This window comes from Aliterella atlantica CENA595 (assembly GCF_000952155.1).
Taxonomy (GTDB): domain Bacteria; phylum Cyanobacteriota; class Cyanobacteriia; order Cyanobacteriales; family Chroococcidiopsidaceae; genus Aliterella; species Aliterella atlantica.
The window spans coordinates 125934-143631 of the sequence record NZ_JYON01000002.1 but is presented as its reverse complement, the minus strand read 5'-3'; the positions used below and the strand labels follow the sequence as shown (position 1 = coordinate 143631).

19 protein-coding genes are annotated in these 17698 nt (G+C 44.6%); 8 read left to right on the top strand and 11 right to left on the bottom strand.

Annotated features, from left to right (window positions below):
* Positions 1-46: 46 nt before the first annotated feature.
* Complete coding sequence (locus UH38_RS03180; RefSeq protein WP_045053175.1) at positions 47-655, top strand: GerMN domain-containing protein; 609 nt, start codon at positions 47-49, stop codon at positions 653-655.
* 1 nt (position 656) lies between these two features.
* On the opposite strand, the gene UH38_RS03175 is transcribed toward UH38_RS03180, so the two are convergent.
* The 3 genes from UH38_RS03175 to efp form a co-directional block, all read right to left on the bottom strand.
* Positions 657-1049 (bottom strand): ArsR/SmtB family transcription factor, encoded by a 393-nt coding sequence (locus tag UH38_RS03175; protein ID WP_045053174.1) that lies wholly within the window; start codon positions 1047-1049, stop codon positions 657-659.
* Between the two features lie 79 nt (positions 1050-1128).
* Positions 1129-1662 (bottom strand): acetyl-CoA carboxylase biotin carboxyl carrier protein, encoded by a 534-nt coding sequence (accB, locus tag UH38_RS03170; protein WP_045053173.1) that lies wholly within the window; start codon positions 1660-1662, stop codon positions 1129-1131.
* 147 nt (positions 1663-1809) lie between these two features.
* A complete protein-coding gene (efp, locus tag UH38_RS03165; RefSeq protein ID WP_045053172.1) occupies positions 1810-2367 on the bottom strand; it encodes an elongation factor P in 558 nt (185 codons plus the stop codon).
* Positions 2368-2595: 228 nt separating this feature from the next.
* On the opposite strand from efp, the gene UH38_RS03160 reads away from it, so the two are divergent.
* The 3 genes from UH38_RS03160 to UH38_RS03150 all read left to right on the top strand — a co-directional run bounded on the left by UH38_RS03160 (position 2596) and on the right by UH38_RS03150 (position 4890).
* Positions 2596-3705, top strand: coding sequence for a peptidylprolyl isomerase (locus tag UH38_RS03160; protein WP_045053327.1), 1110 nt, complete (start codon positions 2596-2598; stop codon positions 3703-3705).
* Positions 3706-3793: 88 nt separating this feature from the next.
* Positions 3794-4327 carry an SMC-Scp complex subunit ScpB gene (scpB, locus tag UH38_RS03155; protein WP_045053171.1) on the top strand — a complete coding sequence of 178 codons (534 nt, stop codon included), beginning with the start codon at positions 3794-3796 and terminating at the stop codon, positions 4325-4327.
* Positions 4328-4551: 224 nt separating this feature from the next.
* The gene (locus UH38_RS03150; RefSeq protein WP_045053170.1) at positions 4552-4890 is read left to right on the top strand and encodes a DUF760 domain-containing protein; all 339 of its coding nucleotides are present in this window, start codon (positions 4552-4554) and stop codon (positions 4888-4890) included.
* Between the two features lie 27 nt (positions 4891-4917).
* On the opposite strand, the gene UH38_RS03145 is transcribed toward UH38_RS03150, so the two are convergent.
* The gene (locus UH38_RS03145; protein ID WP_045053169.1) at positions 4918-6447 is read right to left on the bottom strand and encodes a SagB/ThcOx family dehydrogenase; all 1530 of its coding nucleotides are present in this window, start codon (positions 6445-6447) and stop codon (positions 4918-4920) included.
* Between the two features lie 220 nt (positions 6448-6667).
* Between UH38_RS03145 and UH38_RS03140 the strand changes: the two genes are divergently transcribed.
* Positions 6668-7651: a cation diffusion facilitator family transporter gene (locus UH38_RS03140; RefSeq protein ID WP_045053168.1), complete on the top strand. Its 984-nt coding sequence runs from the start codon at positions 6668-6670 to the stop codon at positions 7649-7651.
* Between the two features lie 105 nt (positions 7652-7756).
* On the opposite strand, the gene dnaK is transcribed toward UH38_RS03140, so the two are convergent.
* The 4 genes from dnaK to UH38_RS03125 all read right to left on the bottom strand — a co-directional run bounded on the left by dnaK (position 7757) and on the right by UH38_RS03125 (position 11668).
* The gene (dnaK, locus tag UH38_RS03135) at positions 7757-9664 is read right to left on the bottom strand and encodes a molecular chaperone DnaK (RefSeq protein ID WP_045053167.1); all 1908 of its coding nucleotides are present in this window, start codon (positions 9662-9664) and stop codon (positions 7757-7759) included.
* Positions 9665-9900: 236 nt separating this feature from the next.
* Positions 9901-10029, bottom strand: coding sequence for a hypothetical protein (locus UH38_RS27835; RefSeq protein WP_268748859.1), 129 nt, complete (start codon positions 10027-10029; stop codon positions 9901-9903).
* Between the two features lie 226 nt (positions 10030-10255).
* A complete protein-coding gene (locus tag UH38_RS03130) occupies positions 10256-11224 on the bottom strand; it encodes an aldo/keto reductase (protein WP_045053166.1) in 969 nt (322 codons plus the stop codon).
* A 57-nt stretch (positions 11225-11281) separates the two neighbouring features.
* Complete coding sequence (locus UH38_RS03125; protein ID WP_045053165.1) at positions 11282-11668, bottom strand: nuclear transport factor 2 family protein; 387 nt, start codon at positions 11666-11668, stop codon at positions 11282-11284.
* A gap of 504 nt (positions 11669-12172) precedes the next feature.
* Here UH38_RS03125 and UH38_RS03120 point away from each other — a divergent pair.
* Both UH38_RS03120 and UH38_RS03115 read left to right on the top strand, forming a co-directional pair.
* On the top strand, positions 12173-13078 hold the full coding sequence (locus tag UH38_RS03120) for a bile acid:sodium symporter family protein (protein WP_045053164.1): 906 nt from the start codon (positions 12173-12175) through the stop codon (positions 13076-13078).
* Between the two features lie 31 nt (positions 13079-13109).
* The gene (locus tag UH38_RS03115; protein ID WP_045053163.1) at positions 13110-14459 is read left to right on the top strand and encodes a cytochrome P450; all 1350 of its coding nucleotides are present in this window, start codon (positions 13110-13112) and stop codon (positions 14457-14459) included.
* Between the two features lie 203 nt (positions 14460-14662).
* Here UH38_RS03115 and UH38_RS03110 read toward each other — a convergent pair whose 3' ends face one another.
* From UH38_RS03110 to UH38_RS26155, 3 genes are all read right to left on the bottom strand, one after another.
* Complete coding sequence (locus UH38_RS03110) at positions 14663-16345, bottom strand: sodium:solute symporter family protein (protein ID WP_045053162.1); 1683 nt, start codon at positions 16343-16345, stop codon at positions 14663-14665.
* Positions 16346-16354: 9 nt separating this feature from the next.
* Positions 16355-16606, bottom strand: coding sequence for a DUF4212 domain-containing protein (locus UH38_RS03105; protein ID WP_045053161.1), 252 nt, complete (start codon positions 16604-16606; stop codon positions 16355-16357).
* A 462-nt stretch (positions 16607-17068) separates the two neighbouring features.
* A complete protein-coding gene (locus UH38_RS26155) occupies positions 17069-17224 on the bottom strand; it encodes a hypothetical protein (protein ID WP_200892263.1) in 156 nt (51 codons plus the stop codon).
* A gap of 150 nt (positions 17225-17374) precedes the next feature.
* Here UH38_RS26155 and UH38_RS03100 point away from each other — a divergent pair, with 150 nt between their 5' ends.
* Positions 17375-17677: an ArsR/SmtB family transcription factor gene (locus UH38_RS03100; protein ID WP_045053160.1), complete on the top strand. Its 303-nt coding sequence runs from the start codon at positions 17375-17377 to the stop codon at positions 17675-17677.
* Positions 17678-17698: the final 21 nt, after the last annotated feature.

Genomic DNA, 17698 nt, shown 5'->3' with positions numbered 1-17698 from the left:
TGTTCGCCCATTAAAGCTCTTTTTAACCAATATTTAGGAGTTTTCCATGACACGAGAACAAAGAGTTAACCGCCTTCCTAATGGTGCGATCGCTGCTGCCATCATCGCGGCTGTAGCAGCAGGCGGTGGCGCAGCTTGGTGGGGGTTTCATGCTACCAATCCGCCAACTAACCCGTCGACTACAGTTCCTAACGTAGTTCAGCAGCCAACACCGTCCCAGGCAGCGCAATCGACGACGGCGCAAATTTATTTACTTAGAGACACAGGTACAAACCTAGAACTCGTCCCTAAGCCGATAGAAGTAAATACGAAACAGCCCAATGCTGTACTAGAGGCAGCTTTTCAAGGCTTACTTGCGGGTTCTGCAGATGCTAAAGTTAGCAGCACTATTCCCGCAGGGACAAAACTCCGCAGTTTAGAAGTAAAAGAAGACGGCATACACGTCGATCTGTCGCCAGAATTTACGACAGGAGGTGGCAGTGCCTCAATGAGCGGTCGTTTGGCACAAGTTATATACACTGCCACAACATTAGATGCAAATGCGAATGTGTGGATCGAAGTGGAGGGCAAACCGTTAGAAGTGTTAGGCGGTGAAGGCTTAGAAGTAAGTCAGCCGATGACGCGCCAAAGTTTTCAGGAAAACTTTACACTCTAGTTTAGGGTAGCGGTAAGCCGCGTGCGTGCCTGCCGATCCTTGCATCTTGCCGCTTGCCGTTGATTACGCGAAACTGATGAGCTTGCTGTTCGATGCGATTGGCTAGGCGATCGCATACTTGGTTGCATAGCTCAAAAATCATGTCGTCTTCTACGCGGTAGTAAGCCGAAGTTCCTTCGCTTCGACGACTGAGGATACCTGCTTGCCACATGATTTTTAGGTGCTTGGAAACGTTTGCCTGACTTGTTTGCGTTGCTTCTACCAACTCTTGGACGCATTTTTCGCGATCTCGAAGTAGAGTCAAAAGACGCAAGCGCATCGGTTCGCTGAGTAGGCTGAAGTATTCAGCTACTTGTTGCACAACTTCTGATGGTACAGACATTGCTGATTTCATTAGATCACCCAGAAAGTCACTGATCCAAAATTCTAGCAATTAATCGTTAATTAATTGTTAATTTAAAACTTAGTAATTATTAATTAGGATTAATTCGCATTAATGGCTGCCCGTATTCTACAGGTTCGCCGTTTTCGACTAGGATATCTACAACCTGCCCAGAGACTTCAGTTTCAATCTCATTCATCAGCTTCATTGCCTCAATAATACACACAGTTTGACCGAGACGAATGCGATCGCCAACTTCAACAAAAGCTGATTCTCCTGGAGCCGGAGCGCGATAAAATGTGCCTACCATTGGTGAAATTACCTCTAACAATTTGGGATCGAGTGGCGTATTAGCAGGCGCTTGGTTGCTAGCAGGAGTAGTTAAAGCATCTCCCTGACGGTTAACTCGTCCGATGTCTGTGGTGGCGGGAATTGTCGTACTGGCAGGCAATCCTACATCGATACTACTAGAATTGGCTCCGCTCTCAGATACTAAGCGATCGCCCCCACTAATACCTTTGCGTACAGTTAGCTCAAAATCGTCGCTTTTGAGACTAAGTTCGACAATATCAGTTTGAGAGATCGTAACTATAAGTTGACGTATTTCGTTAAAGTCGAGTGGCACAGCAAATGACCTGATTTATTTAGCAATGGGCACTTTTTGCACTTTTTGCACTTCAGCGAGTCTAAACGCGGATTGAAAATGTGGAAATAAACCAATTTAAAATCTAAAGTTAGCTGACGTTGAATGCTCAAAGCGATCGCGTAGAATTTATTCTCGACCCTGATAGGAGTCGTTACGGGTATCAATTTTAATTCTCTCCCCAGTCGTAATAAATAAGGGAACCATAACCATCGCCCCAGTTTCCAAAGTAGCTGGTTTAGTGCCGCCAGTAGCAGTATCGCCTTTCACGCCAGGGTCAGTTTGCGTTACTTCCAAAACTACAGAATTGGGCAATTCTACCTCAATTACTTGCTCGTCCCAACGTACGACATTGACTTCCATGCCATCTTTAAGATACTTAACGCGATCGCCAATTTGATTAGCGCTGAGGCGGCTTTCTTCGTACGTTTCCATATCCATAAACACGTAATCGTCAGCATCCTTATAGGTATGCTGCATCGTGCTTTTTTCTAAGTTAGCTTGAGGTACAGTTTCCCCTGCCCGAAATGTACGTTCGACAACGCTACCATTTTGAGCATTTTTCAGCTTCGTACGCACGAAAGCAGAACCCTTTCCAGGCTTGACGTGGAGAAATTCTACTACCCGCCAAACCGAACCATCTAATACAATCGTTACCCCAGGGCGAAAGTCATTACTAGAAATCATGTGGCAATTAACGTTTATGTAATTTGTGTAAGGCAATCGGCATTTAATTGTACCGCCTGAAGGGGACAAGGGGTATTGGGGTATGTAGAGACGTAGCAGTGCTACGTCTCTACGGCTGGCGGGATGATGCGTTTTTGGTTATGTGGCAATACGATCGGTAAATAATGTTCAATCAACAGTTAACAGTGCTGTAAACTGGCACTGATGCCGCATTTAATAAGCGATCCGATGACAAAATTGTGGAAACGCTGGCTCCAGACCAGCTTGATAACAACGCTGCTTGTAATTCTATTTTTAGGAACTAGCGCGATCTGCTGGACTTCCCCTAGTATGGCAGCCCTGCCTGCTGGCAATGCAATCACCGACGGCAAAGCATTACTGCGCTACTCGCTGCCAATTGAAAACCCCACCGTACGCGAACTGCAAGCAAGTTTGGAAGATATTGCCAATCAACTACGGGCAAATCGTCGTTGGCGAGCAATTTCTAGCGACTTGAGTAAAGCTAGCAAAATCGCTAACAATCGCGCTGACAAAATTTTGGCAAGCATCCCTGAAGATCGTAAACCTGAAGCGATCGCCTTAATAGATCGCTTGCAAGCAGGTTTAGAAACTCTCGAACCTGCTGTTGAAGCTAAAGAAAAAAACCAAATTTGGGAAGGTAGGGCGCAACTACTCGATGTAGTAGGACAGTTAGAAAGCCTAATGGTAGAAGGATTTCCCTTTGAAGTTCCAGCCGAGTACAGCAATTTGCCTCAGCTTAAAGGTCGTGCCACAGTTGCCATGACAACTAATAAAGGCGATTTAAAAATTGTTGTCGATGGTTATAGCGCTCCAGTTACAGCCGGAAACTTTGTAGACTTAGTGCAGCGAGGTTTTTACAACGGCTTAGAATTTATCCGCGCCGAAGACTCCTACGTTTTGCAAGCAGGAGATCCGCCAGGTAAAGAACAAGGTTTTATCGACCCTGATACTGGCAAATACCGCGCTGTACCTTTAGAAGTGCTAGCCGAGAACGATAAAGTACCAACTTATGGCATCACCCTCGAAGATGCTGGACGTTATCGCGATCAAGTAGTATTGCCTTTTTCTGCTTTTGGTACAGTAGCGATGGCTAGACCAGAAAGCGAACCCAATGGCGGTTCATCGCAATTTTTCTTCTTTTTATTTGAACCAGAACTAACCCCTGCAGGACGAAATTTATTAGATGGTCGTTACTCGGTGTTTGGTTATGTTACCGAAGGTAAAGAAGTTTTGGAAGAGCTAAAAGCAGGCGACAAAATTGAGTCAGCTAAGGTTGTAGATGGCTTAGAAAACTTAGTAGAACCTCAAGCTGCATAAATAAAAGCTGAAGTAAGAAGTATGGAAACAGCAAAATCTATGTGCTTGTAGATATAGTATTTTCATACTTCTTTCCTGCAAAATTTAAATGACCCGTTTAGCAAGCAAAATTGAAGCCATCCTTTACTTAAAAGGTCAGCCGTTGACGATCGCCGAAATCGCTGAATATGCAGCTTGCGATCGCTCTTGTGTTGAAGAAGGGTTAATCGAACTCATCGACGACTTTGCCCACCGCGATAGCGCTCTAGAAGTCGTAGAAACAAATTCTGGCTACAGCCTACAACTGCGCTCTAACTTTCAAGAATTAGTCCATTCTATTATTCCTGTAGAATTGGGCGTAGGTGCATTGCGGACTTTAGCCGCGATCGCGCTAAATACTCCTATCACCCAAACAGATTTAATTGAATTGCGCGGTTCAGGGGCTTATCAGCACGTTCAAGAACTCGTCGAACAGGGATTTATCCGCAAACGCCGCCAAGCTGATTGCCGCTCTTTTATGCTCTCGGTAACGCCGAAATTCTATCAGTATTTTCAGATGGAACAGTTACCCCAATTACTGCCAGCTTGCGAACAATTAGAGTTAGATACTACTGTGCCGCTCTACGCAACCGAGCCTGTTTGAGTAAAATTAGCAAAAAATTATACATTGCTAAATTGTAATAGTTGATATAATTTAGTTACGCTTGATGAAAAAGCATGACTCTATCCTGTCAACTCAAAGACTTGAGTAAGTCACATTAATTATTTTGTTGGCACTGAGAAAACATCCTTTGTAAAGAAAGGTTGCTGTTTTGGGTCAGGATAGGTCACATTAGAAATCTACAAATTAGCCAGACACATCTGCTTATGGTTTTTCCTTCTGACTTTCTAAGTGACAACGCCCAAGAAGATCGCATCAATCCACTATTGCAGTATCTTCAAAATCAATCCCCCGAAATTTTATCTCACGTTGCCAAATCTGCTAGCCCAGAAATTAAGCAAATTATTTCTCACAACGTTCAAGGGTTAGTGGGAATGTTGCCCTCAGAAAGTTTTAACGTCAAGATTACTACTGATAGAGACAACCTAGCAGGGCTTTTAGCTTCAGCAATGATGACAGGGTACTTTCTGCGCCAAATGGAGCAGAGAATGCAATTAGAAGATTTAGCTGACTCAGTAACCCCGCCGCAAAACCCCAACATTTAGGAGGAATTGGGCAGTTTGAATACTTAATTATCTCGCCCGTCCTAAAGTAGTAATGTAAAGTGCAGCCTCATCAACAGGGATGCCTAACACTTCGTTAACGCGGTCGTCAAAGAAACCAGCAATGCCACTTACACCCAAATTCAGGTAAATGGCAGCCAAATTTAACCTTTGTCCCAAATGTCCTGCATCCATGTGCAGATAGCGATAAACGCGATCGCCATATTGGGCTATAGCAGTTTTGAGATCGGCGGTATGAAATAGCACTGCGGCTGCATCGCGTCCCAAATTCTGCCCCAAACAGAGAAAGTGTAACTCGCGGCGAAAGTTTTTGAACCGAATTTGTCTTAATTCCTGTGCTTTGGGGGCGTAATAATAACAACCTTCTTCCAACCCATCTACCCCAGAAACAGCGATAAATGTCTCAATTAAGTTGAGATCGAAGTAATCGGGAGTTTTATCTAGATTTTGCTCGATGTAGTGGTGGGGTTGGTAGGTAAAATCGAGTAATGCTTTAAGTTCGCTTAAAGTTAAATTTTCGCCCGTGTAAGCGCGAGTAGATCGGCGCTTGAAGATAGTATTTTCTAAGCCTTCTAAGTTTGCACCCCAATCTATGGGTAGTGTACTTGTCGGAACCTTAAGGCAAAAGGGAAAATTATATTTATCGCTTTTAGGTAGCAAGTCAATTTTTTGGCGACTTCTAGTAATTTCTTCGTCTATTTGTGTAGCCTGGTGAAAATAGTTTAATAACTGCCCGTCAGGAACATCAGCACGAAAATCGGTGCAGATAGCAGAAGGCAATGCAGTTAAACCTGTGGGCAAATTTTGTTTGATATCTAATAAATCTGCTAGCCCAATTACAGCAATTGCTCCTTCGGTTTTAGCATCTAGATACAGTAGGCGATTTAAAGCTTCATCTTGAAAGCCGCCGATTAAGTGCGGGCGAAAATCATTCAGAGCGCTAGCTAGTTCGATATTGCCTAACAAATGTCCTGTATCTAAAAATATCCGTCGATAAGCTCGATCCTGGTAGCGCCAAGCCGAACGATAGAATACAGCAGAGATAACAATTGCTAATTGCGTATTTTCTAAAATAGGATGCCAAAAACAAGCCGATTGCAAACTTTGCCAGACTTCGCTCTCCCAAAACTGCAATAAAGAGTGAGTTTGCGGTTGGTAGTTGTACAATCCAGGGCTAAGAAAAGGCGTACCGCGAGAAATTAGATATACTTCCGCAGGATACAAGCCTCCAGCAGAAGGTGCAGCCCGTAAGTAAGTCGGCGTTTCCGTCATCGTAGCAATTCTCGCCGTCAAGCCATAACTGCTCAATAGCAAGCGCGATAAGCGCCGCCACCACAAAGTTGCACTTTCATCGGCAAAAGTTTCGGATTCTACTTGAAAATACTGCTTTAAGTCAAAAGTAGTGCCAAGTTTGTAGTCTTTAAACGGCACAGGTTGATTATCCCAATCTAACCCCTGGCTTTTCGAGGCGATCGTGTCTGGGTCGTATTTAGTGCGATCGTGGTAATGTTGAGCGATAGATAGGGGTAGTTCTGACATAGAAGTTTTAATATCTTCTAATTAAAATATTGACACTTTTATTCTTGAGTGGCGAAGATTAACCTTTGAGGAACGCAGATGCACGCAGATAAACGCAGATGAGCAATGCATTCAAATTGCTCTTGCAAGCGATCGCTTTTGCTAGTTGAAGATGATTTTCTTTAAAGTTGACTAATTAGGTAAACTCAGGCTTTGACTTATACATGAGCAGTTAATACAAATGGCGCTTTCGGTAAAACAAGTTCTCAGTCGTCGCGCCGCAGTTGGGCAAGCTTGTTGCGAGTCATCCTCCACATCTAACCAGCAAAAAACGCGCCGATTATGGCTGTCTTTAGTAATGTTAGGCAGTTTCTTCGTTGCTGAATTAGTTACTGGGTTGTGGAGCGGTAGTTTAGCCTTGCAAGCAGAGGCGGGGCATATACTAGCCGATCTAAGCGCTTTAGGACTAACACTATTAGCCACGCATTTTGCTACTCAACCTGCCGATAAAAAAGCAACTTTCGGGCATCAGCGAGTAGAAATATTAGCAGCTTTAGCAAATAGTATTGCTTTAATAGCGATCGCTACATTTATCGGTTGGGAAGCTCTAACTCACCTGAAGTCGCCAGAACCAGTTATGGGGCTACCAATGCTGATTGTATCTACAGTTGGTTTGGTTATCAATGGCATCAACATTGCTCTATTACACGAACACAGCCATCACGATTTGAATGTACGGGGAGTTTTTCTGCACATGGTAGCAGATGCAGCAAGTTCGGTAGGGGCGATGCTCGCTGCTTTAGTAATATACCTTTGGGGTTGGATGTGGGTAGATGGGGCGATCGCGTTGTTAATTGCCTGTTTTGTCATTTACAGTGCTTTGCCTATAGTGCAACAAAGTTGGGAAATTTTGATGGAGTACGCACCTAGCTGGATCGATCCCGTAGAGGTGGAAGCTGCTTTGACATCTTTTAACGGCGTTGAGAGTGTAGATAAGTTGAATATTTGGACAATTAGCACCAATAAAATAGCGCTCGCGGCTCGTTTGACAGTTAACAGCGATACAGGGCGCGATCGCTTAGTGGAAAAGCTAGAGGCGCATTTAAGACAAGAGTTTGGCACCTCTGAATGTACGCTGCAACTTACCAGTGCGAAAAAAGCAGATTTACACCCTTTATTAAATAGCAATTTAATAGATTTAGTTGCCCCTAGGAACAGTAACTAGAGTGGTAGGGTGCGTTGCAATGCAACGCACCCTGCAATGTTTTTGAGCTTAACAAAAAAGGAGATGCGATCGCACCTCCTTTGCTTAAGTAACAACTAATTTGACTTACTTCGATTCAGTAAAATCAGCGTCAATCACATCATCGCCACCAGGAGTAGATGTAGAACCGCCACCATCGTCGCTAGGACCGCCTGGGGCTGCACCACCACCACCTTGCTGATACAAGTTAGCACCGATGCTGTAAAGAGTTTGTTGTAGTTCGGGCATCAAAGTCTTGATCCGGTCATCGTTATCTTGAGAAATCGCATCGCGCAGATCCTTAACTAACCCTTCTACTTTAGTTTTCTCGCCTGCAGGTACTTTGTCGCCCAAGTCAGTCATTTGCTTTTCAGCTTGGTAAGCTAGCGAATCTGCTTGGTTTTTGCGATCGATTTTCTCGCGGCGTTCTTTATCAGTTGAAGCATTTTGTTCGGCTTGGTTGACCATGCGCTCGACTTCAGACTTGTCTAGAGTAGAAGCACCTGTGATGCTGATCGATTGCTCTTTACCGCTGCCTTTATCTTTAGCGGTAACGTTAAGAATCCCGTTAGCATCGATGTCAAAGATAACCTCGATCTGCGGTACGCCGCGCGGTGCTGGAGGAATACCATCTAAGCGGAAAGTACCCAAGCTCTTGTTGTCATTAGACATTTCCCGTTCGCCTTGGAGAACGTGAATTTCTACGTTGCTTTGCCCGTCAACTGCTGTAGAAAATACTTCCGACTTCTTGGTGGGAATTGTGGTGTTGCGAGGAATGATTTTGGTCATTACGCCGCCCAAGGTTTCTACACCCAAAGATAGCGGGCTTACGTCTAAAAGCAAGATACCTGTAACGTCACCAGCTAGTACGCCTGCTTGAATGGCAGCCCCTACAGCTACTACTTCATCAGGGTTCACAGTTTGGTTAGGATCTTTGCCCAAAATCCGCTTAACTAAGTCTTGAACTGCGGGAATCCGAGTAGAACCACCAACTAATACGATTTCGTTGATCGCGCTCTTGTCCAATTTAGCGTCACGCATTGCATTTTCTACAGGAATGCGACAGCGATCGATGAGGTCAGAACAAAGTTCTTCAAATTTAGCGCGTGTGAGCGTCATATCCAGGTGCTTAGGACCGTCCTGGGTTGCGGTAATGAAGGGAAGGTTAATTTCCGCTTGAGTAACGCTAGAAAGCTCGATTTTTGCCTTCTCAGCAGCTTCAGTTAGACGCTGCAAAGCTTGTCTATCTTTGCGAAGATCGATGCCTTCAGACCGTCTAAATTCGTCAGCTAAGTAATCAACGATCTTTTTGTCGAAGTCGTCACCGCCTAAGTGGGTATCGCCAGAAGTAGCTAATACTTCAAATACACCGTCACCTACTTCCAAAACTGATACGTCAAAAGTACCGCCACCAAGGTCAAATACTAAGATCGTTTCGTTGCTCTTTTTGTCGAAACCGTAAGCCAAAGAAGCGGCTGTAGGTTCGTTGATAATTCGCAATACTTCCACACCAGCGATTTTACCTGCATCTTTGGTTGCTTGACGCTGGGAGTCGTTGAAGTAAGCAGGAACGGTAATTACTGCTTGAGTAACAGTTTCACCTAAATATTTGCTGGCATCTTCTACTAGCTTCCGCAATACTTGCGCCGAGATTTCTTCGGGAGCAAATTGCTTGCCAGCACCAGGACAATCTAGCTTGACGTTGCCGTTGCTATCGCGGACTACTTTGTAAGAAACTTCTGTAGCTTCGTGAGTTACCTCATCGTATCTGCGCCCAATAAAACGCTTGACCGAATAGAAGGTATTTTCTGGGTTCATTACCGCTTGACGCTTGGCAATTTGACCGACCAAGCGATCGCCATTTTTTGCAAAGGCAACGACTGATGGCGTTGTCCGAAAACCCTCAGCGTTAGCGATTACGGTGGGCTTACCACCTTCCATTACTGCTACGCAGGAGTTCGTTGTACCTAAGTCAATTCCAACTACTTTTGCCATTGGAGATTATTGGCTCCCTATAACTACTAAAATTTTCAGAATCAATACAAACTAAAATTGCACTCAGTACCGTGACTTGTGTACTATTTTCTATACTGAGCTTGGCTAGCCATTTGTTCCTATTGTGGTTTTCCGAACCTGGGGAAGTGCGGTCGACTTTTTAGGGATCTAGCTAGGAAGGCTTTGTTAATTACTTCACTCTTGCTCTAATGTACGGAAATTCTGAGTTTAAGTAATTAGGGCGAACCGTAATGGAATAGTTGTGTTTGCCGTCTTACAGAGGATTTTTCGCTAATTTGGCGAGCTTTTGGCTGCAAAGGTTGTACTTTGTCCAACTCCAGCACTTTGAGTCCGGAGCGTGCCATTGTGGAGTTCGACTAGGTTGCGGGCTAAAGCTAGCCCTAGCCCCAATCCCTTCGCGGCTCATTCTCTTGGGCTAGACGCGAACGCGACTTGCTTGAATGCACTCCGACGGAAGGTGAGCAGTGCCGAAGGGCAGCTTATCCCCAGTAAACCATACATGATTATTTGCCAGGGATATTTCTTCATTGCTATCCTCGCCCAAGATTTAGTTTCTACTCAATCACCGTACTAGCCCCAAGCACGATAGAATGTGCTGTCCTGCCAAATTTTGGCTGTGCGGTTTTCAATGGCGACTAATTGATTATTGCTTAATTGCTCAAAAGCACGAGCTACTCGGACATTTTCTTCTAACTGCTGCACGTCGTCTGTAGAAACTATGCAACAATGCACGCCACTTTGAGATAATGCATAACTCATTGCTTGCTGCATTCCTGTCAAACCATCAGATTGAAATAACTTCCCGTAAGCAGGTACTTTCATCGCAATTACACCTACATTTTGTTGCCGAGCTAATGGTAAAACTGAGGGAATGTACGGTCGTGGATGGTGTTTGTCTGCGGCATTTACCGGAATTAGGGTTGTATGGAAGGGATAGCGCCGCATAGCTTCAATTATGACATCCGGTTCGTGGTGTCCTGTAATTCCCACATACCGGACAATTTTTTGCTCTTTCGCTTCTTCTAAAGCTTTAATTGCGCCATTAGCACCAAAGATTGTCTCTACGTGTTCTGGTACGGCAACACTATGTAACTGCCACAAGTTGAGATAGTCTGTATTCAGGCGTTTGAGAGAACGTTCTAATTCGCGCCACGCACCATCTCGCTCTTTTTCATAAGTCTTACTAGCTAAAAATATGTTTGAGCGGTGGGCTGGCAGCACTTTTCCTAAATAAATCTCATTAGTTCCATAGCTGGCGGCAGTGTCAAAATAGCGAATGCCAAGTTCCAAGGCTCTTTGAATAATTGCTAAAGCATCACCTTCTCTATCTTCCTTATCGAGTGGTGTTTTCGTACCCGCACCTCCTAGACCTAAGATTGGAACTTTGACCCCTGTGCGTCCCAACACTCGCTCTGGGATTGTTGTGATTGATTTAGCAGCGTTGGAAGTTTCTTTTTGCAAGCTACTTGCTCCCACAACACCCCCAGCTACAGCCACACTGGTAATTAAAAAATTGCGTCGCGTTGTTTTTTCTACCATGTTTCTATTAATTATCTACGCAACAGAATTTGACATTTACAAAGCGATTTCTACTTGCTACCCTGCTAACTGCGCCTTAATTGTAGCTTCGTCCCAGTAAGATTGAATTTTCGCAATTTTCCCCTGCTCGTTAAATTCAAATACACTTATTCCCTCAGTCTTAGCTGTACGCTCGTTTTTGGCTACAACTTGCATTGTCCATTTGACCGCAGCTTCTTGACCGATGATAAATACACAGTCCTGGACGATCGCAAATTGCTTGTAGAACTTCTCCAACAAGTCAAAAAACTTGGGTGAATCTTCTCGAACTCTTAAGGGGGGCTTGCCAACTGGGTCGTAAATTACCGCATCAACAGCTAAAATTTCTAACCAGCCTTCTCTATTCATAGCAGATAGGTTGGCGTAGTATTGAGCGATCGCTGCTTTTTGCATTTCTGTTGACATAGTTACAACTAATTGCTCTATTTTCCATCATTCTACTGGTATCTAAACTAAGACCCCATCTCAAAATGCAACAATCAGAACAAAGAATAATTAGTGCAGATATGTGGCAATAGATAGGCTTTTTGCTAAAGGTCAGGGCGATCGCTACTCTTGTAGGGTGCGTACTGCAGTACGCACCCTACTGCTGATTTAGTTAGTTGAGAAGCAAAACACAGACAACGAAGCCAACTTTTGCGAACAATTTCCGACCCTTCGCCCGAAGAAGTTGGGAATTTTTTTTCAAGAGTCTCATTATATAGTTGGAGGTGCTGTACTCGATTGCAATTAAAGTAATGCGATGATGCGTTCGTCAGGCATCTTCCTATTTAAATTTGCCTGCGTGGATTTTCGCTCAATCCTACAGGTGGCGGATGGCGATAACTGGACAACAATCTGGAGAGCGCATACTTTTGCAACAAGTCTAGTCTATTGAGAATGCATTTAGCTCAGAAAAAATAAACTTATATGCAAGCAAGCTTTTTTACCTCTGTTCTTTTACCGATAGGTCTAGCGCTCGTGATGCTAGGTATGGGACTAACCCTCATGCCAGAAGACTTTCAACGAGTAACTCGCTATCCTAAAGCAGTTGCCATTGGTCTAGTTAGTCAATTGCTTTTTCTCCCTATGGTTGGCTTTCTTGTCGCCGAGATCGTGCCGATGCAACCAGAAATTGCAGTGGGGTTAATAATCTTAGCTCTTTGTCCTGGCGGACCTTCTTCAAATATGATTACTTATTTAGCAAAAGGAGATGTCGCCCTTTCTGTGACTTTAACGGCATTGAGTAGCGCTATTACTGTATTTACGATTCCCATATTTGCAAATCTGTCTTTGCAATATTTCGTAGGACAAAATGCGGCGATCGCTCTGCTAGTCGGACAAACCATGTTGCAAATTTTCGCGATCGCTATAGTGCCAATTGTGCTGGGAATGTTAATTCGGCAAAAGTTTCCCGACTTAGCCCGCCGTCTAGAAAAAACCGCGAACCGTCTGGCAATTGGGTTTTTGGCTTTAATTATCTTGGCGATTATCATGCGCGAATGGAGCCGCCTACCTACTTTCATCGCTCAAGTAGGAATTGGAGTAGTATTGCTTAATACAATCTCAATGGCGATCGGATTTTGGTTTGGTAAGCTGTTTAAGTTAAACTTTGCTCAACGGATCTGTATTGCCATCGAGGTAGGAATTCAAAATGCTACCCTGGCGATCGCTATTACTGCTGGATTGTTAAATAATCCTGATATGGCTATTCCTGCTGCTATTTACAGCTTATTTGCTTACGCCACTGCTATTGGTGCTATTTTCTATGGCAGAACATCTGTCCAAAAGATCGATCGGCAAGAGAGTACAAGCAAACTAACCTATTGGCAGTAAGGACATTAGATTTGGCTGGAAGTTGCAAGTTATGACTGTAAAAACCCGCTTTCCCGATGGCTCACCAGCACCTCGATGGTTGCAAAAAATTCAGTATACACAAAACGCGATCGCCTACCTGGAATCTGCGGCACAGCGCTCTGGAGACATTTTTAACGCTCCTGTAATTGGCGATCGCTCTGTTGTTCTATTTGTCAGTAATCCCCAAGCGCTACAGCAGATTTTTACTAATGAAGCCAAGCAATTTATTGCCCCACCTAATCAACTGCTTCAACCGCTAGTTGGCGATCGCTCGATTTTTACGTTAGCAGGTTCTCGCCATCGTCGAGAACGTCGGCTGTTAATGCCGCCGTTTCATGGCGAACGGATGCGAACTTACGGACAATTAATCTGTGAATTAACAGACAAAGCAATGAGTTCGCAAGCGATTGAAACTCCCTTTTCTGCACATCGTTTGGCACAGCAAATTTCTTTAGCAGTCATGCTAAGGGTTGTTTTTGGGGTCGAGCAAGAAGAACGGTTTAGTTGTCTCAAGTCACTGATGTTCGATTTGACAAATGCACTTAAATCTCCTTTGATGGGTGGATTGCTCTTTTTCCCGTCTTGGCAAAAAGATTGGGGAGTACGAAGTCCTTGGGGCTACTTTCGGCATCTGCAACGACAGATAGGCGAACTTATATACTCTGAAATTAGCGATCGCCGCCAGCAAAATTGTCTGGGTGCAGACATCCTGAGTTTACTGATGTCAGCCCGCGATGAAATGGGTCAGCCCATGACTGATGCCCAATTGCACGATGAATTAATTACGTTACTAATTGCAGGTCACGAAACAACTGCTAGCGCGATCGCTTGGGCGCTGTACTGGATTGGTCATCATCCCCAGGTAAGCGAGAAACTGCTGATGGAACTGCATGGCTTGGGAGACTCGCCCGATCCCACAACTTTTGCCCAGTTGCCTTATCTTACAGCCGTTTGTCATGAAACCTTACGCCTCTCTCCCATTGCTATTCTCACCGTTCCTAGAGACGTTGAAGCACCTGGAGAACTCATGGGTTATCAACTAGAGCCTGGAATGAGAGTATATGGTTGTATTTATTTAACTCATCAGCGCCCAGACCTATATCCAGAACCGAAATTATTTAAGCCGGAACGCTTTTTAGCACGACAGTTTTCTGCTTACGAATTTTTTCCTTTTGGTGGCGGGGTGCGGCGTTGCATTGGGGAAGCCTTAGCCCTGTTTGAGATGAAATTGGTTTTAGCGACAATGCTTGCTCGTTATCGACTAGCGCTAGTTGAGCGATCGCCCGAACAGCCTCAACGCCGAGGTGTGATTTTTGCTCCTGCAAGAGGAGTGCAGATGGTAGTAGAAGCAAAAGTTTGAGTGCAAATATTATCTACTGGTAGTGCTAAACAAGTAAGGATAGTGCGATCGCCACTCTTGTAGAGTGCGTTCTGTAGAATGCACCCTACTACTTAGCCAGCTTTGGGGATGTCCAGCCCATAAAACATGAGATTGGCAGCCGCCGTTATAGTCGATACTCCGACTTAACGGCGGGAGTTGTCACGAGAGCGAGTAAAACCCAATTAGAACCGCCCAGCCGCCTCTGTGGGGGCAAGTTCTCCTGCTGGCATCCGCAAGTCTTCGACCATCTCTTGAATCTCCACAGGTGGGGGCGCAGTCAGGCGCGATACAACGAAGGTGACGCTTAGGTTGAGGAGCATCCCTAGCGTGCCAATTCCCTCTGCAGATACGCCAAAAAACCAAGCAGGCATTCCCGCAAACTTGACCCCAATGATATAGAAGAGAGTAAAGATAAGACCGACAACCATACCGGAAATTGCTCCTTCCTTGTTGGTACGTTTATCGAAAATTCCCAACAGAATCGCTGGAAAGAAACTAGCTGCTGCTAAACCAAAAGCAAAAGCAACTACCTGCGCTACAAATCCAGGTGGGTTAACGCCAAAGTAGCCAGCAACTACTACTGCCACACCCACCATAATGCGTCCGACAAACACTCGCCGACGCTCGGATGCACCAGGATTAACGATGCGGTAATAAACATCATGGGCGATCGAACTGGAAATTACCAACAGCAAGCCCGATGCCGTAGATAAGGCAGCAGCTAGTCCGCCAGCCGCAACTAAAGCAATCACCCAAGGAGCCAGCCTAGCAACTTCTGGCGTTGACAGGACAATAATATCGTTATCGATAGTAATTTCATTGCTTGCCTGTTCGGGAGTTAGCTGCAATCGTCCATCGCCATTTTTGTCATCAAACTTCAGTAGCCCAGTATTTTCCCACTTCGATACCCAATCTAGTTGCTGCACGCTGGTAATGGTTTGATTGTGCAGCGAGTTAATCAGATTGTAACGAGCAAACATGGAGAGGGCTGGAGCGGTAGTATAGAGAATTGCAATCAACAGCAATGCCCAGCCAGCCGAATATCGCGCAGAACGGACATCAGGTACGGTGTAAAAGCGGACGATTACATGGGGTAAACCTGCTGTTCCCACCATCAACGCGATCGTGATAAATAGCACGTCCAACATGGATTTGTTGGCAAAGGGTTGAGTATATTCAGCAAAGCCTAGATCGACTTGGAGTTGATTGAGCTTGACACCAATATCGCTAAAGGTAAAGGCTAGCTGTGGAATTGGATTGCCTGTAAGGATATAAGCTAGAGCGATCGCTGGGATCAAATAAGCAATAATTAAGATGCAATACTGCGCTACTTGCGTCCAAGTAATGCCTTTCATGCCGCCGATGACAGCGAAAAATCCCACAATCGCCATGCCAATAATTACCCCTGTATTGATGTCTACCTGGAGAAAGCGGCTAAAGACAATTCCCACACCGCGCATTTGTCCAGCAACATAAGTTAGAGAGATAAAGATTGCTGCGACCACAGCAACCAAACGAGCAACGTTAGAGTAGTAGCGATCGCCAACAAAATCTGGCACTGTATATTTGCCAAATTTACGCAGGTAGGGAGCCAAGAGCAGGGCTAGCAGCACGTACCCTCCAGTCCATCCCATCAGGTAGATAGAACCGTCGTAGCCCAAAAAGGAGATTAGTCCTGCCATCGAAATAAAAGAAGCCGCAGACATCCAATCTGCGGCTGTTGCTGCCCCATTTGCTAGCGAGGGAACGCCTTGCCCTGCAACGAAAAAGCCAGAACTATCATGAACGCGCGATCGCCAACCAATGTAAATGTAGAGAAGAAAGGATAATCCAACAATAATTATTGTCCAAAGTTCGACTGACATACTTTTTCCTCACTTCATCCCGTTGCGGCGATCGAGTTTATCCATCGAGATAGCATAGATGAAAATCAACACCACAAAGGTCAAAATTGCGCCTTGCTGTGCCATCCAAAAGCCGAGCGGCAAACTGCCAATGTGAAGGGCATTCAAAGGCTGAACCAGTAAAATGCTACATCCCAGCGATACTACTGCCCAAACAATTAAAAGATTGCGAATTAATGTAGTGTTTGCCCGCCAGTAGGCGCGACGTTTATCAAAATCCATAATATCTTCCTCGTACAACACAAGTGGCTTTTAGCTCGTACTTAAACGCTTCTGCTCTGTTTGCTACTCTTGTCGCTAGACCAAGTCTCATTTACAAGTATCCGCTTGAGCGGTATTGTTCCAAGCGCTATTTTGCTGCAAATTTGCAGGGTGACACGTATCTCGCGCTCTAAATTGATGATTGGTTGTTCATAACATACGCAACCATCCACTTGTTGTCAACTTCTGCAAAAAACTATTAAGTTGTGGTGGTTGAGAATGTATTTCTTCCTCTTGCCAACATCAAGGCTAAATTTTGCCCCGTTTTTAACTGCTGCGTTCTCTTTGAACCAGAAAAATAAGTCAAGCTCAAAAGCTTAATTGCGACCAAAAAACTTTTGTATTATTCGTGCAATGCTATTAACACCCTAAATTTTGCCTTTTGACTTGCGAACTGTTTTTCGGGATCTTCTGCCGTCCAACCTAGCCCAGATGCATAACGCAGTTCAAAATGCAGATGCGCTTGACTAGAACTAGGGCTTCCTTTTGCAACTGCGCGTAGCGGTTTTGCATTACCACCTTGAGGATTACCACCAAATTGCCATAACTTCCTTGTTCGCTAGCAAAGGCAACTTGCACTAAGCGAACCTCTAATTCATTGGGTAATCCTTACTTGCTCAGGATTACTTGTTAACCATTGTTTAAATAAAGGTTAAGCAGCGGTTAATGAATGGATATTGATATGAATATAATTTGATATCAATTCCAAATTTGAGCAATTAAGCAAAGATGGCTAAAATTTTGCGATCGCAATCCGCGTGCGCCCATCAGCTAAAAATTCTCTCTGACTCAACACGTCTAGCGGTTTTAGAACTACTGTGGAGCGGACCTAAGCACGTTGGCGAGATGAATACAATCCTGGGATTGGAGCAGAGCTTGCTATCTCATCATTTAAAAGTTCTGCGCGATGAGGGCTTTATTAGAGCGACGCGAGATGGTAAAGCGGTGCTGTATCAGTTGGAAACAGCCATTTTTGATAACAATGCTGGCAGAATAATCGATCTGGGATGTTGTCGCCTCATATTTGCATGACGCATTTAGCAGGTTTTTAGT